Annotated in this window: 12 protein-coding genes and 1 pseudogene; 6 read left to right on the top strand and 7 right to left on the bottom strand. The window is 62.7% G+C overall.

Translation table 11 applies throughout. From position 1 onward, the window contains the following. The first annotated feature begins 182 nt into the window (after positions 1 to 182). From GGD57_RS13640 to GGD57_RS13630, 3 genes and pseudogenes are all read left to right on the top strand, one after another. On the top strand, positions 183 to 1,091 hold the full coding sequence (locus GGD57_RS13640; RefSeq protein WP_184470497.1) for a flagellin: 909 nt from the start codon (positions 183 to 185) through the stop codon (positions 1,089 to 1,091). Continuing rightward, positions 1,091 to 2,047: pseudogene (locus tag GGD57_RS13635) on the top strand (MFS transporter); the annotation flags it as partial. The gene GGD57_RS13640 and the pseudogene GGD57_RS13635, both read left to right, overlap by 1 nt. A 104-nt stretch (positions 2,048 to 2,151) precedes the next feature. After that, positions 2,152 to 5,430 carry a GH36-type glycosyl hydrolase domain-containing protein gene (locus GGD57_RS13630; RefSeq protein ID WP_184470495.1) on the top strand — a complete coding sequence of 1,093 codons (3,279 nt, stop codon included), beginning with the start codon at positions 2,152 to 2,154 and terminating at the stop codon, positions 5,428 to 5,430. Positions 5,431 to 5,433: 3 nt separating this feature from the next. On the opposite strand, the gene GGD57_RS13625 is transcribed toward GGD57_RS13630, so the two are convergent. From GGD57_RS13625 to GGD57_RS13600, 6 genes are all read right to left on the bottom strand, one after another. Continuing rightward, positions 5,434 to 6,180: a FadR/GntR family transcriptional regulator gene (locus tag GGD57_RS13625; protein WP_184470494.1), complete on the bottom strand. Its 747-nt coding sequence runs from the start codon at positions 6,178 to 6,180 to the stop codon at positions 5,434 to 5,436. 171 nt (positions 6,181 to 6,351) lie between these two features. Further along, positions 6,352 to 7,116, bottom strand: coding sequence for a 2-dehydro-3-deoxy-D-gluconate 5-dehydrogenase KduD (kduD, locus tag GGD57_RS13620; RefSeq protein WP_348645977.1), 765 nt, complete (start codon positions 7,114 to 7,116; stop codon positions 6,352 to 6,354). Beyond that, entirely contained in the window at positions 7,113 to 7,949 is an 837-nt protein-coding gene (kduI, locus tag GGD57_RS13615; protein WP_184470490.1) for a 5-dehydro-4-deoxy-D-glucuronate isomerase, read from the bottom strand. The genes kduD and kduI overlap by 4 nt, the downstream gene beginning before the upstream one ends. 124 nt (positions 7,950 to 8,073) lie before the next feature. Further along, a complete protein-coding gene (locus GGD57_RS13610; RefSeq protein ID WP_184470861.1) occupies positions 8,074 to 8,388 on the bottom strand; it encodes a hypothetical protein in 315 nt (104 codons plus the stop codon). A gap of 162 nt (positions 8,389 to 8,550) precedes the next feature. Beyond that, positions 8,551 to 8,697, bottom strand: a complete 147-nt coding sequence (locus tag GGD57_RS13605; RefSeq protein ID WP_003594835.1) for a DUF1127 domain-containing protein — start codon at positions 8,695 to 8,697, stop codon at positions 8,551 to 8,553. A 167-nt stretch (positions 8,698 to 8,864) separates the two neighbouring features. Then, positions 8,865 to 9,845, bottom strand: a complete 981-nt coding sequence (locus tag GGD57_RS13600) for a 3'-5' exonuclease (RefSeq protein WP_184470488.1) — start codon at positions 9,843 to 9,845, stop codon at positions 8,865 to 8,867. A 113-nt stretch (positions 9,846 to 9,958) separates the two neighbouring features. On the opposite strand from GGD57_RS13600, the gene GGD57_RS13595 reads away from it, so the two are divergent. Both GGD57_RS13595 and GGD57_RS13590 read left to right on the top strand, forming a co-directional pair. Next, positions 9,959 to 11,227, top strand: a complete 1,269-nt coding sequence (locus tag GGD57_RS13595) for a flavin monoamine oxidase family protein (protein ID WP_184470486.1) — start codon at positions 9,959 to 9,961, stop codon at positions 11,225 to 11,227. A 227-nt stretch (positions 11,228 to 11,454) separates the two neighbouring features. Further along, positions 11,455 to 12,486, top strand: a complete 1,032-nt coding sequence (locus tag GGD57_RS13590; RefSeq protein WP_184470484.1) for an aldo/keto reductase — start codon at positions 11,455 to 11,457, stop codon at positions 12,484 to 12,486. 247 nt (positions 12,487 to 12,733) lie between these two features. On the opposite strand, the gene GGD57_RS13585 is transcribed toward GGD57_RS13590, so the two are convergent. Continuing rightward, a complete protein-coding gene (locus GGD57_RS13585) occupies positions 12,734 to 14,518 on the bottom strand; it encodes an APC family permease (protein WP_184470482.1) in 1,785 nt (594 codons plus the stop codon). Positions 14,519 to 14,767: 249 nt separating this feature from the next. Between GGD57_RS13585 and GGD57_RS13580 the strand changes: the two genes are divergently transcribed. Beyond that, complete coding sequence (locus tag GGD57_RS13580; RefSeq protein WP_184470480.1) at positions 14,768 to 17,137, top strand: DUF1989 domain-containing protein; 2,370 nt, start codon at positions 14,768 to 14,770, stop codon at positions 17,135 to 17,137. Positions 17,138 to 17,313 lie beyond the last annotated feature (176 nt).

Genomic DNA, 17,313 nt, shown 5'->3' with positions numbered 1-17,313 from the left:
GAACAAAAAAATAAGCGCCGGGCTCGCTGCGTTAACCATTAAGGTACCTTTAAGTACGATAATTAACCCAACGATGGCGAATTGATCGGAAACAAGCGGTCGATAGGCATGAGGCTGCTCGCCACGGCCGGGATGTTGCCCCGGGTTTCAACATATTCAACCTCCGAAGCAGGCGAACTCCGATGACGAGCATCAATACCAACAATTCCGCGATGGCTGCCCTTCAGACGCTGCGCAGCATCAATTCCAATCTCGAAACGACACAGAACAGCGTTTCCACCGGCTATCGGGTCGACACCGCATCCGACAACGCCGCCTACTGGTCGATCGCCACGACGATGCGCTCCGACAACAAGGCGCTGTCGGCTGTCTCCGATGCGCTCGGCCTCGGCGCCGCAAAGGTCGATACCGCCTATACGGCCATGGACAGCGCGATCGACGTCGTCGACGAGATCAAGTCCAAGCTGGTGGCAGCGACCGAAGACGGTGTCGACAAATCGAAGGTCCAGGAAGAAATCAGCCAGCTGCAGGAGCAGCTGATGAGCATTGCCCAGTCGGCATCGTTCTCGGGCGAGAACTGGGTCGCCGGCGCCGACGGCACGAAAAATGTCGTATCGTCCTTCGTTCGCGACGGCTCCGGCGCCGTTTCCGTCAAGATGACGGATTACGTTCTGGATACCAGCTCTGCCGGCAACGTGCTGTTCGGCATGAGCGGCGGCTCGATCGAAACCTCCACCGGTATCCTCGGAACGGCTGATGCGAACGGCGATTCGGTCTACTCGCTCGACATTACCAACTTTACCACCGGTCAGATCCAGTCGGCGCTGTCGACGATCGAATCCGCACTCTCGGCGATGACCTCGGCCGGCGCGCAATTGGGCTCGATCTCGACGCGCATCGATCTGCAGGAAGACTTCGTCGGTGCGCTGTCCGACTCCATCGACTCGGGCGTCGGGCGGCTGGTCGATGCCGACATGGAGGAAGAATCGAGCAAACTCTCCGCCTTGCAGACGCAGCAGCAGCTGGCGGTCCAGTCGCTGTCGATCGCCAATTCGTCGTCCCAGAACATCCTGTCGCTCTTCCGCGGCTAAGACCGCCGGCCGACCCCTCCGAACTCAGGCATCTCGATGGTCTGTCGCTTGTGCTCATGGCCGCGGCGCTGACGAGCCTGGAACTCAGCCTGAAAGAGGCGCCGACCAGCGGCTGGACCTCGGCCTATGTCCTCGGCCTGCTGGCCGTCTGTCTTGTGTCGGGCGGCGCTTTCATAGGACGATCGCTGCGCCGGCGCCGGCCGATCGTCGATCTCGGCAATTTCGCCGATCGGAACTTTCTCGTCGGCTCGACCTTAAGCTTCGTGCTCGGCATCGGCCTGTTCGGTTCGGTCTATCTGATGCCGGTCTTTCTCGCTTTCGTCAGAGGCCACGACGCGCTCGAAATCGGCATGACCATGCTGGTCACCGGCATCGCGCAGCTGATCACCGCGCCGATCGCGGTGGCGCTGGAGAAGCGCATGGATGCACGGCTGCTGTCGGCCGCCGGTTTCGCCCTGTTTGCGGTCGGCGTCGCGATGAGCGCCTTTCAGGATCCCCGTTCGGATTACGATGCGATGTTCTGGCCGCAGGTCGTGCGCGGCGTCGCCATCATGTTCTGCCTGCTGCCGCCGACGCGGCTGGCGCTCGGCACGCTTCCGCCCGATCGCATTCCCGATGCCAGCGGTCTTTTCAACCTGATGCGCAATCTCGGCGGCGCCATCGGCATCGCTCTGATCGACACCATCATCTACACCCGCTCGGAACCGCTGGGCCAAGGCCTCTGGGCGCGCCTCCAGGCCGGCGATATCGCGGCTGCGGCATTTGTCGGCGCCCCGGCCGAGCTCATATCGGGCCATAACGGCAGTTTCGATGCGGATGCCACGGCGCTGCTCGATCCGCTGGTCCAGACCGCGGCCAGCGTCCAGGCGATCAACGAAGCCTGGATGGTCGTCGCCGTCCTCACCGGCTGCGCCCTGCTCTCGGTGCCCTTCGCCAGGCGTCCGGCGCCGGCGTGAAAACCGTCGCGACCGGTTGCCGATCTTCAGATCGCCGCTAAGATTTCCCTCAATCATTTGCGTCATCCTCCAATTCTTCTTTGAAGCCAATCCACGAGATAGCAATGGCCCAGGACCTTACCCGCAGTTTTCAGATGCCCCGACGCGAACAACTTGGTCTCTTGACGATCGCCAACGGTTCCGGCCTGTCGATATCGGCGCTGCCGAACGGCACGCTGTTTGCCATCGAATATGCCGACGACAAGGGATCGGTGCAGATCAACCAGATCCAGGGCTCGCCTTTGTTCGGCGGCATCGGCCGGCTTTATCTGCGCGTCGGCGGCAAAAGGCCCGATGTCGTCGAAATTGTCGGGCCGGGCGCCGATGGCGGCTTCGGGCACGATGCGACGAGCTTTTCCTGGAGCGGCGAAGCCGGCGATATCGGCTACAATGTCCGCCTGGCGCTTCATCCCTCCGAAACGGCCTGGTTCTGGCGTGTATCCGTCCGGCATCTGAAGGATCAAACGGTACCGATGGATCTGGTGCTGATCCAGGACGTCGGTCTGGGCGATCGCGGCTTTCTGATGAATAGCGAAGCCTATGCCTCGCAATATGTCGATCACCACATCGCCAATCACCGGACATTCGGCCCTGTGGTGATGAACCGGCAAAATCTCAAACAGGGCGGCGGCCGCAATCCCTGGCTCGTTCAGGGCTGCCTCGACGGGGCGGTGGCCTATGCCACGGATGCGATCCAGCTGGTGCAGGCGAAAGACCGTCTCGGCGATCTGCTGGTCGGCCCTTTCGGCACCAGCCTGCCGAGTGAACGGCGCCAGCAGGAGACGGCCTGTCCGGCTATCCAGTCGCAATCGCTCTCCGGTCCGGCAAGCGGCATGACTGCGACCTTCTTCGCCATCTTCGCCGTCGATCATCCCGAGGCGTCTGATGATGCCGACCTGTTACGGCTCGATGGGCTTGTCGGCCTGGAGGGCGCCGCCGACGATTTCGCTGAGACGGCGCCGGTCCGCAGCCTGCTCCAGGATGCTGCCTTGCTGAAGGTCGAATCGCTGGACAAAAAGGCGATTGGCCAGCTCTATCCGAAGCGGAGTCTGGAGGAGCGCGCCGACGGAAAGCTGCTTTCGTTTTTCGTTCCGGACGGCGCTTTGAACCGCCACGTCGTCCTGCGCGAAAAGGAACTTTTGGTGGCGCGCCGTCACGGCGCGATCGTCAGGAGCGGCCAGAACATGCTGCTCGACGACAGGACACTTGCCGCGACCTGCTGGATGCAGGGCATTTTCGCCGCGCAGCTGACGATCGGCAACACCTCCTTCCACAAACTCTTTTCCGTCTCCCGCGACCCCTACAACCTGACGCGCGCCAGCGGCTTGCGCATCATGGCCGATGTCGGCGTCGGCTGGCAGCTGCTGGCGGTGCCGTCGGCTTTCGAAATGGGCCTCAGCGACTGCCGCTGGATCTACAAGTGCGCGGAGCGCACGATCACCGTTACGGCGGTCGCCTCCGGCGAGGATGCGGCGATGCAGTGGACCGTGTCCGTCGAGGGCAAGCCGTGCCGCTTCCTGGTGTTCGGCCATGTCGTGCTCGGCGAGCGCGAATATGATGCCGGCGGGCAGATCGAATTCGATACGGCAGGCAAACGCATCCATTTCCGGCCCGATCCTGCCTGGCTTTGGGGCGAGCGTTATCCCGATGCAACCTATTGGCTGGTGAGTTCGACGCCCGATGCCATCGAAGCGATCGGCGGCGACGAACTGCTCTATACCGACGGCATTGCTCGCGACGGCGCCTTCGTCGCTCTGCGCTCCCGGCCGACGCAGGCGTTCTCCTTTGCCGTCGTCGGTTCGATGACCGATGCTGAAGAAGCCGAGCGGCTGGCAGAGCGTTATGAAACCGGCGTCACCGATGAAGCCATGCTGGCCCCGGTCTCGACATTCTGGCGCAACGCCGTACGCGGCCTGACGATCGCCGGCCCTTCGCCCGATCTTGCCGCGCAGACGACGCTGCTGCCCTGGCTGGCACATGACGCCATCGTGCATTTGAGCGTGCCGCACGGCCTTGAGCAATATACTGGTGCTGCCTGGGGCACACGCGATGCCTGCCAGGGCCCGATCGAATTCCTGCTCGCCTATGAGCATGATCGTGAGGCCAAAGAGGTGCTGAAAACCGTCTTCAGCGAACAATATCTGAAAGACGGCGACTGGCCGCAATGGTTCATGCTGGAGCCCTATGCCAATATCCGGGCGGGCGACAGCCATGGCGATATCGTCGTCTGGCCGCTGAAGGCGCTCTGCGACTATATCGAAGCGACCGGCGATCTCGCCGTCCTCGACGAGAAGGTCTCGTGGCGCGATGAGACGACCATGCAGAAGTCCGAGAAGGCGAGCACCATCGCCGTCCATGTGGACAAGCTGCTCGATACCGTCCGCGAACGCTTCATCCCGGGAACGCATCTGATCCGCTATGGCGAGGGAGACTGGAACGACTCGCTGCAGCCGGCCGATCCGCATCTGCGCGACTGGATGGTCAGCAGCTGGACCGTTGCCCTGCTCTATGAGCAGATCGTCCGTTATTCCGCAATCCAGCGCCGCCTCGGCCATGGCGAAAAGGCCAAATCGCTCAGGAAGATCGCAACGGCGATGCGCCGGGATTTCAACCGCCATCTCATCCGTGACGGCGTCGTGGCCGGCTACGGCATCTTCGATCCCGCCCATGACGGCGTCGAATTGCTGCTGCATCCAAGCGACCGGCGCACCGGCCTCTCTTTCTCGCTGATCTCGATGACGCAGGCAATGCTCAGCCGGCTGTTCACGCCGGCGCAGAGGCAGGATCATATGAAACTGATCAGGAAGCACCTGCTCTTTCCCGACGGCGTGCGGCTGATGGAAAAGCCCGCGACCTATGCCGGCGGACCCGAGACGCTGTTTCGCCGCGCCGAATCCTCCTCCTTCTTCGGCCGTGAGATCGGGCTGATGTATGTGCATGCGCATCTGCGCTACTGCGAAACGCTGGCGCTCGATGCCGAGGCGGAGGAACTCTGGAAAGCGATATCAGTCGTCAATCCGATTGCCGTCACCCTTGCGCTGCCGCATGCCTCGCTGCGCCAGCGCAACACCTATTTCAGCAGCAGCGATGCGGCTTTCCATGACCGCTATCAGGCCGCGGCCGAATGGCAGCGCGTCATGGCGGGCAAGATCGCCGTCGACGGCGGATGGCGCATCTATTCGAGCGGGCCCGGGCTCTACACCCGGAGCTTCGTCGAAAATATCCTGGGCTTCAAACGGCGCTTCGGCCGGCGCAGACGCATGCCGCTGCTGCCGGAGGTGCACGCTTCCATCGATCTGCAGACGGATCACGCCGCCTGGCGGCGGTTGAAGCCGAAGGCCTGACCGTCACGAAGACGTGCTGGCGTCGCGCAGCTCCTCGAAGCGGGCGGCGCTCTTCGACAGGTGGCTGCGGATGGCGCGGCGCGCGGCGGCCTCGTCTCCGTCGCGGATCGCCGTGAATATGGCGTGGTGTTCTCGGCGCATGCGTGCCGCATGGCGCTTACGCTCGGCCACTGTCATCTTGTCCAGGCGCGCCCATTGCCGCGGCACCATGATGTCGCCGAACGTATCGAACAGGCGGCTGTAATAGGAATTCTGGGTCGCAACCAGTATGGACCGGTGGAAGGCGTAGTCCTCCTGTGCGCCGTATCCGCCCTCTTCGAGCGCCTTGTCGAGCGCATCGAGCCGGTCCTGCATCCGGTCGAGGTCTTCCTGCCTCCGCCGCAGCGCGGCAAGGCCGGCGGCTTCATATTCGACCCCGATGCGCAGTTCCAGCACGCGCAGCACGTCGTCGATCGATTGCAGGTCGTTCGGAATGATCGAGAAGGATCTCGCCGTCGGGTCGTTCGAGACGAAAGCCCCAAGTCCTTGCCGCGTCGTGATCAGCCCCTTGGCGCGCAGCGTGGCGAGCGCTTCGCGAACGATCGTCCGGCTGACGCCGGTCGCCCGCATGATCGCCTGTTCGGTCGGCAGGCGCTGACCGGGCTTGAGGTCGCCGGATTCGATCTGCGCCATCAGCGTATCGGCAAGGCCGCTGCGCAGGTTCGGCGGCTGGGGAGTGGTATTGAAGGCGGCCTTGTCCCTGTTCGTCATCCCGTGTCGAATCCTGCCTGTCGATGCGGCTGTGCCGGCCTCATTTCCTTTTGCTAACGCATGCCGGCAGGAAAGGCAAAACGACGTCGGTCATGGCAGCTCTATACGACAACGCCGCGCATCTCTTCAGAGGCGCGACGCTGATTTATTCAATCGTCGTTCGGGACCGGATCACCGCGCCAGCCAGCCGCCATCGACCGGCAGCACCGTTCCATGCACATAATCGGAGGCCGACGATGCCAGGAACACGGCAGCGCCGCCGAGTTCGGCAGGCGTTCCCCAGCGTCCGGCCGGAATGCGCGAAAGAATGGCGGCGTTGCGGTCGGCATCCTCGCGCAGCGCCGTGGTGTTGTTGGTGACGAAATAACCGGGCGCGATGGCGTTGACGTTGACGCCCTTGCCGGCCCATTCGCAGGCAAGCAGCTTGGTCAATCCGGCCAGACCGCTTTTCGAGGCGGTATAGGACGGGATGCGGATGCCGCCCTGGAAGGAGAGCAGCGAGGCGATATTGATGATCTTGCCCCTGCCCTTCTCGACCATATGGCGGCCGGCCGCCTGCGACAGGAAGAAGGCCGTTTTCAGATTGACGTCGATCACCGCGTCCCAGTCTTCCTCGGTGAAATCAAGCGCATCGGCGCGGCGGATGATGCCGGCATTGTTGACGAGGATGTCGAGGCCGCCGAAGGTCTTGATCGTCTCCTCGACGATCCCCTTGACCGGCTCGATCGTGCCGAGATCGGCCTTGACGACGTGGAAGCGGCTTCCCGCAGTTCTGACCAGCGCCTCGGTTTCGTCCATCGAGGAGCGCCCGACGGCGACGATCGCGGCACCCGCCTCGGCCAGTGCGGCGGCGATCGCCTGGCCGATGCCGGTGTTGGCGCCGGTGACGACGGCAGTCCGGCCGGAAAGGTCGAAGGGATTTGCCACGGCGCTCACCTCAGATCCGCAATGGCGATGTGATCCATATCGGTGAAGCTCTTATTGTCGCCGGCCATCGCCCAGATGAAGCTGTAATTCTTGGTGCCGGCGCCCGAATGGATCGACCAGGGCGGCGAAATGACTGCCTGTTCGTTGGCGACGAGCATATGCCGGGTCTGCTGCGGCTCGCCCATGAAGTGGAAAATACGCTGGTCGGCTTCCAGATCGAAATAGAGATAGGCTTCCATGCGGCGGTCATGCGTATGGGCCGGCATGGTGTTCCAGACGCTGCCTGGCTCGATCATGGTGAAGCCGAGGGTCAGCTGGCAGGACTGGCAGACTTCTGGATGGATGAACTGGTAGATCGACCGCTTGTTGGCCGTCGCGGCTTCGCCCGGTGTCAGGTGGCGGGCCTTTTCGCGGGTGAGCAGCACGGTCGGGTGCGTCTGATGCGCCGGCGTCGAGACCAGATAGAATTTTGCCGGATTGGCCGCATCGGCGCTCTCGAAGCGGATGTCCTTGGCGCCCTTGCCGGCATAGAGGCAATCATATTTGGCAAGATCGTAGCTGGTGCCGTCGACGATGATGCGGCCGGCGCCGCCGATGTTCAGCGCGCCGAGTTCACGTTCGGCCAGGAAGGTTTCCTGGCCGATCGCCGTCGGCGCCGTCAGCGCCAGGCCGGCGCCGAGCGGTGTGGCGCCGCCGATGACCATGCGGTCGTAATGGGAATAGGTGAGCCGGATCTCGCCGCCTTCGAAGATGGTCTCGACCAGAAAGTGACGCCGCAGCGTTTCGGTGTCGAAATTGCGCACAGCCTCAGGATGGGAGGCATGTCTCACGTCGATCTGCATGTCGAATTTCCTCAGTTTTCGTTGTCGTCAAGCGTTGTTGCCGTCGGCAAGCCGGCCCGGTCCGGCCGTCCGCTGCACCAGGCAATGAACCATATGGTTACATAGTTGTACGACAAGTTCGAAGTCAATATGTTTCTGCCGGCGCGCTCGTGCCAGGAGGCAACATCGAAAAATCGGTAATAAAATCAATAATAAACAGGCAAAAAATCCTCTCCCGCGCGACGGATCGCAAGGCCGTTCTCGGCCCGATGGAAATTTCAATCGGCCAAAACGAAAAAGCCTGCCGCGGGAGGAGGTGCGGCAGGCTTTCGAAAAAAACCGAACGACAGCTGGGAGGAGGAGTGCTGCCGTTCCCGCAGACGACCCTGGGAGGAGGATGGGGCGCCTGCATATCGAAGGGATGCGGGAGGAGGTGCATCGCTTCGATAGAAATAATCATACTTATTTCCTGCTCAGTTGGTAGGCATTTCTTTGCAGGGCAGCTATGCGCTATGCGAAAAGCGGACGGCTCGTTCTCCAGCCGGAAAGCGCAAAAGCAAAGCGCCCGCTCGGGAGGAAGCAGGCGCTGGGCAAGTCTCAAAAAATGTGGTCTGCGAGGCCGTTAGCGGGCGATGGCGGCGCGCGCGACGTTGCGGATGTCGCCGCGGCCGATGCCGAGGTCGTCCAGTTCGCGTGCGGACATACGGCCCAGTTCAGCGACCGTCTGACGGTACTTGCGCCAATTGTTGAAAGAGCGTGCTACGTTCATGATGATCCCCTTTCCGTGGGCTTTCGAAGCTTAGCTGCCAGTCCTTAGCGCTTCGTTCGCTTCGATGAGCTGTATATAATACGAGCCCTGCGATTGTTGCAGCGCCAATGCGGCACTGCACCTATGCGGCATTTGCATGGGTGATCATATTAGAGGATTTTTCGCGGTCAGAGTTTAAAGCGATCGAAGGCCGTCAGCCGCACGGTCGGTGGCTCCGCTTCTTTCCAACGGTAAATTTCCGAGCGCAGATAGGAAAGCTCGTCGCCGAGATCGTCTTCGCCGACTTCGATCCACCAGGATTTCAGGCGGCCGTCGCTTCCATCAGACCAGCGATAGCCCCTCGCCTTCAGGTGGTCCTTCATCTCGAAGGGGCTGTGTTCGGCAAAGATGCGGATGCGCGAGCGCTGGCTGGCGCGGTAGAGCTCGCCGAACGGGCTTTCACCCTGGCGCTGCTGCCGATCGAGGATTTCCAGCAGCGCGTGGCAATCGTCCACCGCGCGATGGCCCTCATGGAAATAACCGGCCTGGCCGACGAGATAACCGAGCTTGGTGCCTTCGAAGCCGCGGGCGCTCCAGTCGATTTCCGACACCGAACAGGCCCAGGCCTTGCCGGCGAAAATCCGCGAGAAGGCCTCGCAGAACGGCCGGTCGAAACCGGCATTGTGGGCGATGATCAGATCCGCCGGTTCGATCAGGGCGCTCAGCGACTTGAGGTCGATGACCTGCCCTTCGACCATCGCGTCGGTGATGCCGGTCAGCCGGGTAATCTCGGGCGGGATCGGCCGCGACGGCTGCTGCAGGCCGCCATAGATGCCGACGACATCGCCGATCCTGCCATCATCGTCGAAGGTGAAGGCGACGGCGCCGATTTCGATGATCTCGTCGCTGCGGTGGCTGAGACCTGTCGTCTCCGTGTCGAGAATGACGCCGAGCCGCGAAAACTCCGGCCGCCTGACCGCGGCAATCGGCCGGGCGATCAGTTTTCTCAAGATGCGATAATTGCCGCTTTCCTCGAGCGTGCGCGCCATGTCTTCTTCGCCATGGGCGCCCGGGTGTAACGGCCGGCCGCGCGATGGGGCGCGCGCCTTGGCGATCGCAGGCGATGCCTTGGCAAACATATCGAGTTGCGAATCTCTGTGCACGCTCATCGGACCTCTATGTCACGGAGAGGCGGTTTAATCCATCGCAGGCGGGGCGCTATCCCCTTGCGTTTCGTGGATATGGGCGCTTAGCTGAGCGGTCAGTGACCGAAGGAGACTGCATGCCTGGTGACAACGGCAAGAGTGCCGAGGAGGATGTCGTCATCATCGGCGCCGGTGCCGCCGGGATTGCCGCTGCGCGCCGCCTGCAGGAAATTCGTCCCGATCTTTCCATCCTGATGCTTGAGGCCGGCGATCGTCTCGGCGGCCGCGCCTGGACGGTCGGGCTGCCTGAAGCCGGTGATACCGGGCTCGATCTCGGTTGCGGCTGGCTGCACGGGGCGCGGACCAATGCCTGGACCGCGATCGCCGGCGAGGTCGGACTGACGGTCGACCGCACGCCGGCCCCCTGGAACGGCGGCCGGCAGCTCGAGCGGGATGACGCTGACGTCGATGCCGCGCAGGATGCGATCGGCGCCTATTTCGAACGCCTCGACAGCCATGAAGGCGATGATACCGATCTGGCCGCAATGCTCGAACCCGGCAATGCTTGGAACGGCCAGATCCGGGCGATCGGCACCTATATCACCGGCGCCGAACTGGAACGCTCGTCGGTCGCCGACTATAACAAATACGATCCCGGTCCCGGCCCCGACTGGCGGGTGCGCCAGGGCTACGGAAAGCTGGTTTCCCTTTACGGCAGGCCGGTTCCGGCAAGGCTCGGCACGCAGGTGAGGCGCATCGACCACCGCCCTGCCGGCCGGATCGGCATCGAGACCAACCGCGGCCTGCTGAGTGCCCGCGCGGTTCTCGTGACCGTCTCGACGAATGTGCTTGCCGCCGGCAGGATCACGTTCGACCCTCCTTTACCCGACAAGATCGAGGCCGCCGCCCGTCTGCCGCTCGGGCTTGCCGACAAGCTCTTCCTCGGGCTTGTGCATCCGCAGGCGCTGCCGGCCGATACCCATATGCTCGGCTCCTTCAGCCGCGGCGCCACCGGCACCTATCAGCTGCGGCCGCTTGGCGCTCCCGTCGTCGAGGCCTATTTTGCCGGCGACCTCGCGCATGATCTGGAGCGGGAGGGTGGAGAGGCTGCCTTTTCCTTCGCCGCCGATGAACTGGCGGCGCAGTTCGGCGCCGATATCCGCAGAGAATTGTCGGTGGCGGCGATCTCGGCCTGGGCCGCCACACCCCATATCGGCGGCTCCTATTCCTATGCCGAGCCCGGCGCCTCCGATCTGCGCGGGGTGCTTGCCGCGCCGCATGACGAGCGGATCTTCTTTGCCGGAGAGGCCTGCTCGCATTCGCGTTATTCGACTGCGCACGGCGCCTACGAGACCGGCCTTGCCGCAGCCGATCTGATTGCCGGTTCGTTGTCGCAAAATCCATAACCTCGCGGGCGGCAGTGGCGGGTGGGAATATTTTTTCCCACTTGTGGCAGGGACGGGATTGGTTATGCTGCCCTCGCCCCTGCGCCGGATTGAGCCCAGGGCGCCATACGTCATCCGGCGGCAAGCGGCCGCCTCAAGCTCGATATTGTCATTGATTTGCGGAAGCCCCGGCTTCTACCCCGGCGATTTTGCGCGTCGGCTGCGGGCGTCCGCATGAGGAGGAAGAAATGGATTATCGCAAGCTCGGTCCCAGCGGGGCCGTCGTCACCGCCTATTGCCTGGGCACCATGACCTTCGGCGCGGAGGCCGACGAAACGGCTTCGCACAGACTGCTCGACGATTATTTCGCCTGGGGCGGCAATTTCATCGATACCGCCGATGTCTACAGCGCCGGCAAGTCGGAAGAGATCATCGGACGCTGGCTGAAGGCGCACCCGACCGAGGCCCGCCAGGCGATCGTCGCCACCAAGGGGCGGTTTCCGATGGGCAACGGACCCAATGATATCGGCCTGTCGCGCCGGCATCTCGGCCAGGCGCTCGACGATTCGCTCCGCCGCCTCGGCATCGAGCAGATCGACCTCTACCAGATGCATGCCTGGGACGCGCTGACGCCGATCGAGGAGACGCTGCGTTTCCTCGACGATGCGGTTGCCTCGGGCAAGATCGGCTATTACGGCTTCTCCAACTATGTCGGCTGGCACATCGCCAAGGCCTCGGAGATCGCCAAGGCGCGCGGTTATACGCGTCCGGTGACGTTGCAGCCGCAATATAATCTGCTGATGCGCGATATCGAACTCGAAATCGTCGCGGCCTGCCAGGATGCCGGCATGGGCCTGTTGCCGTGGTCGCCGCTCGGCGGTGGCTGGCTGACCGGCAAATACAAGCGCGACGAGATGCCGACCGGCGCCACCCGCCTCGGCGAGAACCCCAATCGCGGCGGCGAATCCTACGCGCCGCGCAATGCGCAGGAACGCACCTGGGCCATCATCGGTGTCGTCGAAGAGATCGCCAGGGCGCGCGGCGTCAGCATGGCGCAGGTGGCGCTCGCCTGGACGGCCGCGCGGCCGGCGGTCACCTCGGTCATCCTCGGCGCCCGCACGCCAGAACAGCTCGCCGACAATCTCGGCGCCATGAAGGTCGCGCTCTCCGAGGAGGAAATGGGAAGGCTCAACGAGGTCAGCGCGCCCCAACCTTTGGACTATCCCTACGGCAAGGGCGGCACCAACCAGCGCCACCGCAAGATCGAAGGCGGCCGCTGAGCCTGTCGGCTGAACCATGACTGATCTGTCCGCTTTCTGCTTAAGCGGACAGATCAAAGTTTGCTCCGTCATGCTCGACCTTGTGCCGAGCATCTGATCACATCAATTGTTCTGCGAGAAAAATTTTGTTTTCAAGCGCTTGATTGGATGTGCGGAGATCCTCGGCACAGGGCCGAGGACGATGTCGCGGGTTTGTCAGCAGAAGGGCCGCCATGTTGCCATGGCGGCCCTTCTGTTGGGAGGCAATTCAGGCCGGAAGTTGGAAGATCACGTTGGCGATCAGGACGATCGCCAAGCCACCGGCGAGTGCGAGATAGGGCAGCATGCCGGCTTTCTTGACGCCGAGATCCTGGCCGATGAGGCCGAGATCTTCCATCGCGCCGGCCGGGAATTTGCCGCCGTCGCGCACATAGTGGCGATAGGCGAAGACCGGCAGTATCAGCGCGGCGAAGATGAAGCCGACCCAGAGCGCATTGGAATAACCCCAGACCTTGGCGCCGGCGCCGAGGAACAGCGCGTTGACGAAGGCCAGCACCGTGTTGAGGCCGATCAGCCAGGTCGGCGCCTTCCAGGGCCGTTCGATATGGCCGGAATCCACCCGGTGGATCCAGCCGGAATTGAGGTTCAGGAAGTTGAAGATGATGTAGCCGACATTCGAGACGGCGAGCACGAAGAAGTAGCCGCCGGTATCCGAGGCGATGGCCAGCAGGAAAAGGTTGAAGGCGAAGTCGGTCCACATCGCCCGCGTCGGCGCACCGTGTTCGTTGACGTGGTCGAGATATTTCGGCAGCCAGCCGTCCTTCGAGCCCTGGTAGAGCGTGCGCGACGAGCCCGCCATCGCCGTCATGATGGCGAGGAAGAGCGCCATGATCATCAACACGACGAGCAACTGGGTGATGATCCGGCCGGCGCCGATCAGGCCGCCGAGGGCTTCGGCAACGCCGGTGCCGTCGACGATGCCGGGGGCCAGCATGCCCGCATGCCCGAGAACGCCCTGGAAGGCGAAGGGCACGAGGAAGAAGAACAGGCAGCAGGCAAGGCCGGAATAGAAGATCGCCTTGAAGGTGTCGGTTTTCGGGTCTTTAAGCTCGCGGGTATAGCAGACCGCCGTCTCGAAGCCGTAGGTCGACCAGGCGGCGATATAGAGCCCGCCGAGGAAGAGCGTCCAGCCGCCATTGCTCCAGGTGCCGTCGGCGCCGGCATAGGCGGCCGTCGGCGGCACCAGGCCGGTGACGTTGGCGGCAACGATATGGCCGCTGACGATGGGATAAAGGCCGATGATCAGCAGCGGTACCAGCACGATGATCGCCAGCCACTTCTGCACACTTGCCGTTTCCGAGATGCCGCGATGCTGGATCGCGAAGATGATCAGCATCAGGATGCCGCCGATGAAGAAGGTGGCGTTGATGTTGGCGGTGGCAAGGAAGGGAATGTTGAAGCTGACGAGCGACCAGCTACGGACCGCCGGCGTCAGTGCGGCGACGCCGTCGGTGCTGAGCAGCGCCTTGACGGCGTCTTCAGGCGAGGTGCCGGCATGGGTTGCGATATATTCGGCGACGCGGGGGCTGTCGGCCGTGATGGAAGCGGCATGCGCAGCGATCCAGTCGAGGACCATCTGCGAATCCGCCGCCGGAATCGGGAAGAAGGCATTGAGGATATAACCGGCGGCGATGGCGCAGCCGAGCGACAGCACGGGCGACCAGGCAAACCAGTTGCACCAGACCGACAGCGGCGCGATGAATTTCGAATAACGCAGCCAGGCGGTGGCGCCATAGATCGAAGCGCCGCCGGATTTATTGCCGAACATGCCGGCAATTTCGGCATAGGTGAAGGATTGCAGGAAACCCATCACCATCGAGATGATCCAGACGATGAAGGCGAGCTTGCCCGTCGTGCCCGCAATGCCGCCGATGGAAAAGAGAACGAGCGGCGGTACGCCCGCAGCCACCCAGAATGCGCCCTTCCAGTCGAGCGCGCGTACGAGTTTACCTTCGGTGCCGGAGGAAATTCCGGCCTCCACAATGTCTGTCATCGGCGAAATTCCCCATATTTATCTGTTCCGGACGTCTCTTTGTACGTCTCCCCGAACGTGTCTCCCTGACAGTCTAAAGTCCGCCCGGATGATTTTGGCGATCCGTGCTCCAACGGATTCCCGAGTCTGAACTCTTTATGCATAGTAAAGATATTTTCTTTTTAGTCAACATGACTTTACTTTCCACAGGCATTTTGTAACCTGTATGGGTGTATGTCGAAGGGCATGCCGATCCCCTATGAGGGTAGAATGCGAGAACTTCATCCTGTCATGCCAGGCCCCCGAACGGTCGTTCCGAGCCTCGTCCATTATCCCGGTATTCCAGCTCTGCCCGAGGGCACGGAACGCTACCGGGCAAAGGGCGGCGGATCGGTTGTCGTGCGCGTTGCCGCGGGCGACCGCGTCAGCGTCATCGACAGCGAAGGCGGGCAGATCTGCGAGCTTTCCTTTCTTGACGAAGAAGGTCGCTTCCAGGCAGCCGGTCTTGGAACGGCATTCAGCAATTCCGCCGAGGGTTTGAAGGCCATTCTTCAGATGGGGGATGAGAGTGCGGTCCGCATGCGCGCAGCGCTTCAGCGTCGCGGCGCCGACCTTGCGACAGCCGGAGCCCTGCGTCTCTTCGGGACCGGATCGACCCCGGGCAGCCAGGCGGATTTTAACGTTACCATGAAAGGCCTGCTGATCGTCGCAGCCCCCGCCGCCGCCATGTCGCCGGAGGCGCAGGATACGGCGACGCCGATCGAGGTCAGGATCAAGCGCAGCCTGCTGGTCCGCGATTATGCCGCCGCCCTGCCGGAACCCGCCGCCGATCCGATCGAGGATATCCGCATCCGGGCGGCGAGTGCTGCGGCCTATTTCGTGCGCGCCGGCGAACTCATCCAGATCATCGACGTCTATGGGCGCCAATGCACCGACTTCCAGGCCTTCGCCGCCCGCAAGGTCGATAAGGGCCTCGATCTAGCGTTGGATTCGACGGTCACCCGCACGCTGCTCGGCCGCAGCTATCCCGCGCCGGGCCTGCCCTCCAAGGCTTTCGACCGCGACTTCGAGCCGTTGGTCGAGATCGTCCAGGATACGGTCGGGCGGCACGACGCTTTCGCGACCGCTTGCAATGCGCGCTATTACGACGATATGGGCTATCCCGGCCACAGCAATTGCACGGACAATTTCAACGCGGCGCTGGCGCCTTACGGCATTGCCGGCCGCAAGGGCTGGGAAGCCCTGAACTATTTTTACAACACCAATATCGACCACAACAATCAGCTCTATCTCGACGAGCCCTGGTCGCGTCCTGGTGATTATGTGCTGATGCGGGCACTGACCGATCTCGTCTGCGTCTCCTCGTCCTGCCCGGACGACATCGACGCGGCGAACGGCTGGGATCCGACGGATATCCATGTCCGCACCTTTTCCGGAAACGAGAAATTCTCACGAGCGGTGGCCTATCGCATGACCCCAGATGCCGACGCCGAACTGACGCGCGAAACCGCCTTCCATCCGCGCCTCTCCGCCTTGACGCGGGACTATACCGAATATCGCGGCTACTGGTTGCCGAACCGCTTTTCCGGCGAAGGGCCGGTCGAGGAATACTGGGCCTGCCGCGAGCGCGCCGCCGTCATTGATCTCTCGCCATTGCGGAAGTTCGAGGTGACCGGGCCGGATGCCGAGGCACTCTTGCAATATTGCCTGACGCGCGACGTGCGCAAACTGTCGACCGGCCAGGTCGTCTATTCCGCCATGTGCTATGAAAACGGCGGTATGATCGACGACGGCACGCTGTTCCGTCTCGGCGACACGAACTTCCGCTGGATCGGCGGCGATGATTTCAGCGGCATATGGCTGCGCCAGCAGGCGGAAAAGAAAGGCTTCAAGGCCTGGGTGCGCTCCTCGACCGATCAGCTGCACAATATCGCTCTGCAGGGCCCCAGCAGCCGCGACATCCTGAAGGAGATCATCTGGACGGCGCCGCGCCAGCCTGAGATCGGCGAGCTCGAATGGTTCCGTTTCACCATCGGCCGCATCGGCGGCTTCGAAGGTGCCCCGGTCGTCGTCTCGCGCACGGGTTATACCGGTGAGCTCGGCTACGAGATCTTCTGTCATCCGAAGGATGCGCTGACGGTGTTCGACGCCGTCTGGGAGGCAGGCCGGCCGCACGGTCTGAAGCCGATGGGGCTGGAGGCGCTCGACATGGTCCGCATCGAGGCGGGCCTGATCTTCGCCCATCACGAATTCACCGACCAGACCGATCCCTTCGAGGCCGGCATCGGCTTTACCGTGCCGCTGAAATCCAAGCAGGACGATTTCATCGGCCGCGAGGCGCTGATCCGGCGCAAGGAACATCCGCGCCATCTGCTCGTCGGCCTCGATATCAAAGCCAATGAGGCGGTCGGCCACGGCGACTGCGTCCATGTCGGCCGGGCTCAGGTGGGCGTCGTCACCAGCGCCACGCGCTCGCCTGTGCTCGGCAAGACGATCGCGCTCGCCCGCATCGACGTGACGCATGCAAGCCCCGGCACCGAGGTCGAAATCGGCAAGCTCGACGGCCACCAGAAGCGCTTGCCGGCGACAATCGTGCCGCTTTCCCACTACGATCCGCAGAAGACGCGGCCGCGGTCATAGCGAAGGGATGGCCGCATCGGCCTGAAATCTGCGTCTGTTCTCAATAAAGCGTTGGAACATGATGAGGCCGTCCGAAAATCGCTTACACTTTTCGGCATCATGCTCTAAGCACATCACGTCAAACTTGAATCATGCGACGTATTTTTTAGGTCTTTTGTTTTTACGCATGTTGTTGT

Origin of the sequence: Rhizobium esperanzae (assembly GCF_014197615.1) — a bacterium.
GTDB classification, from domain to species: Bacteria; Pseudomonadota; Alphaproteobacteria; order Rhizobiales; family Rhizobiaceae; genus Rhizobium; species Rhizobium esperanzae_A.
Note: the sequence above shows the minus strand (reverse complement) of the source record. Positions and strands in the feature narration are given on the sequence as shown.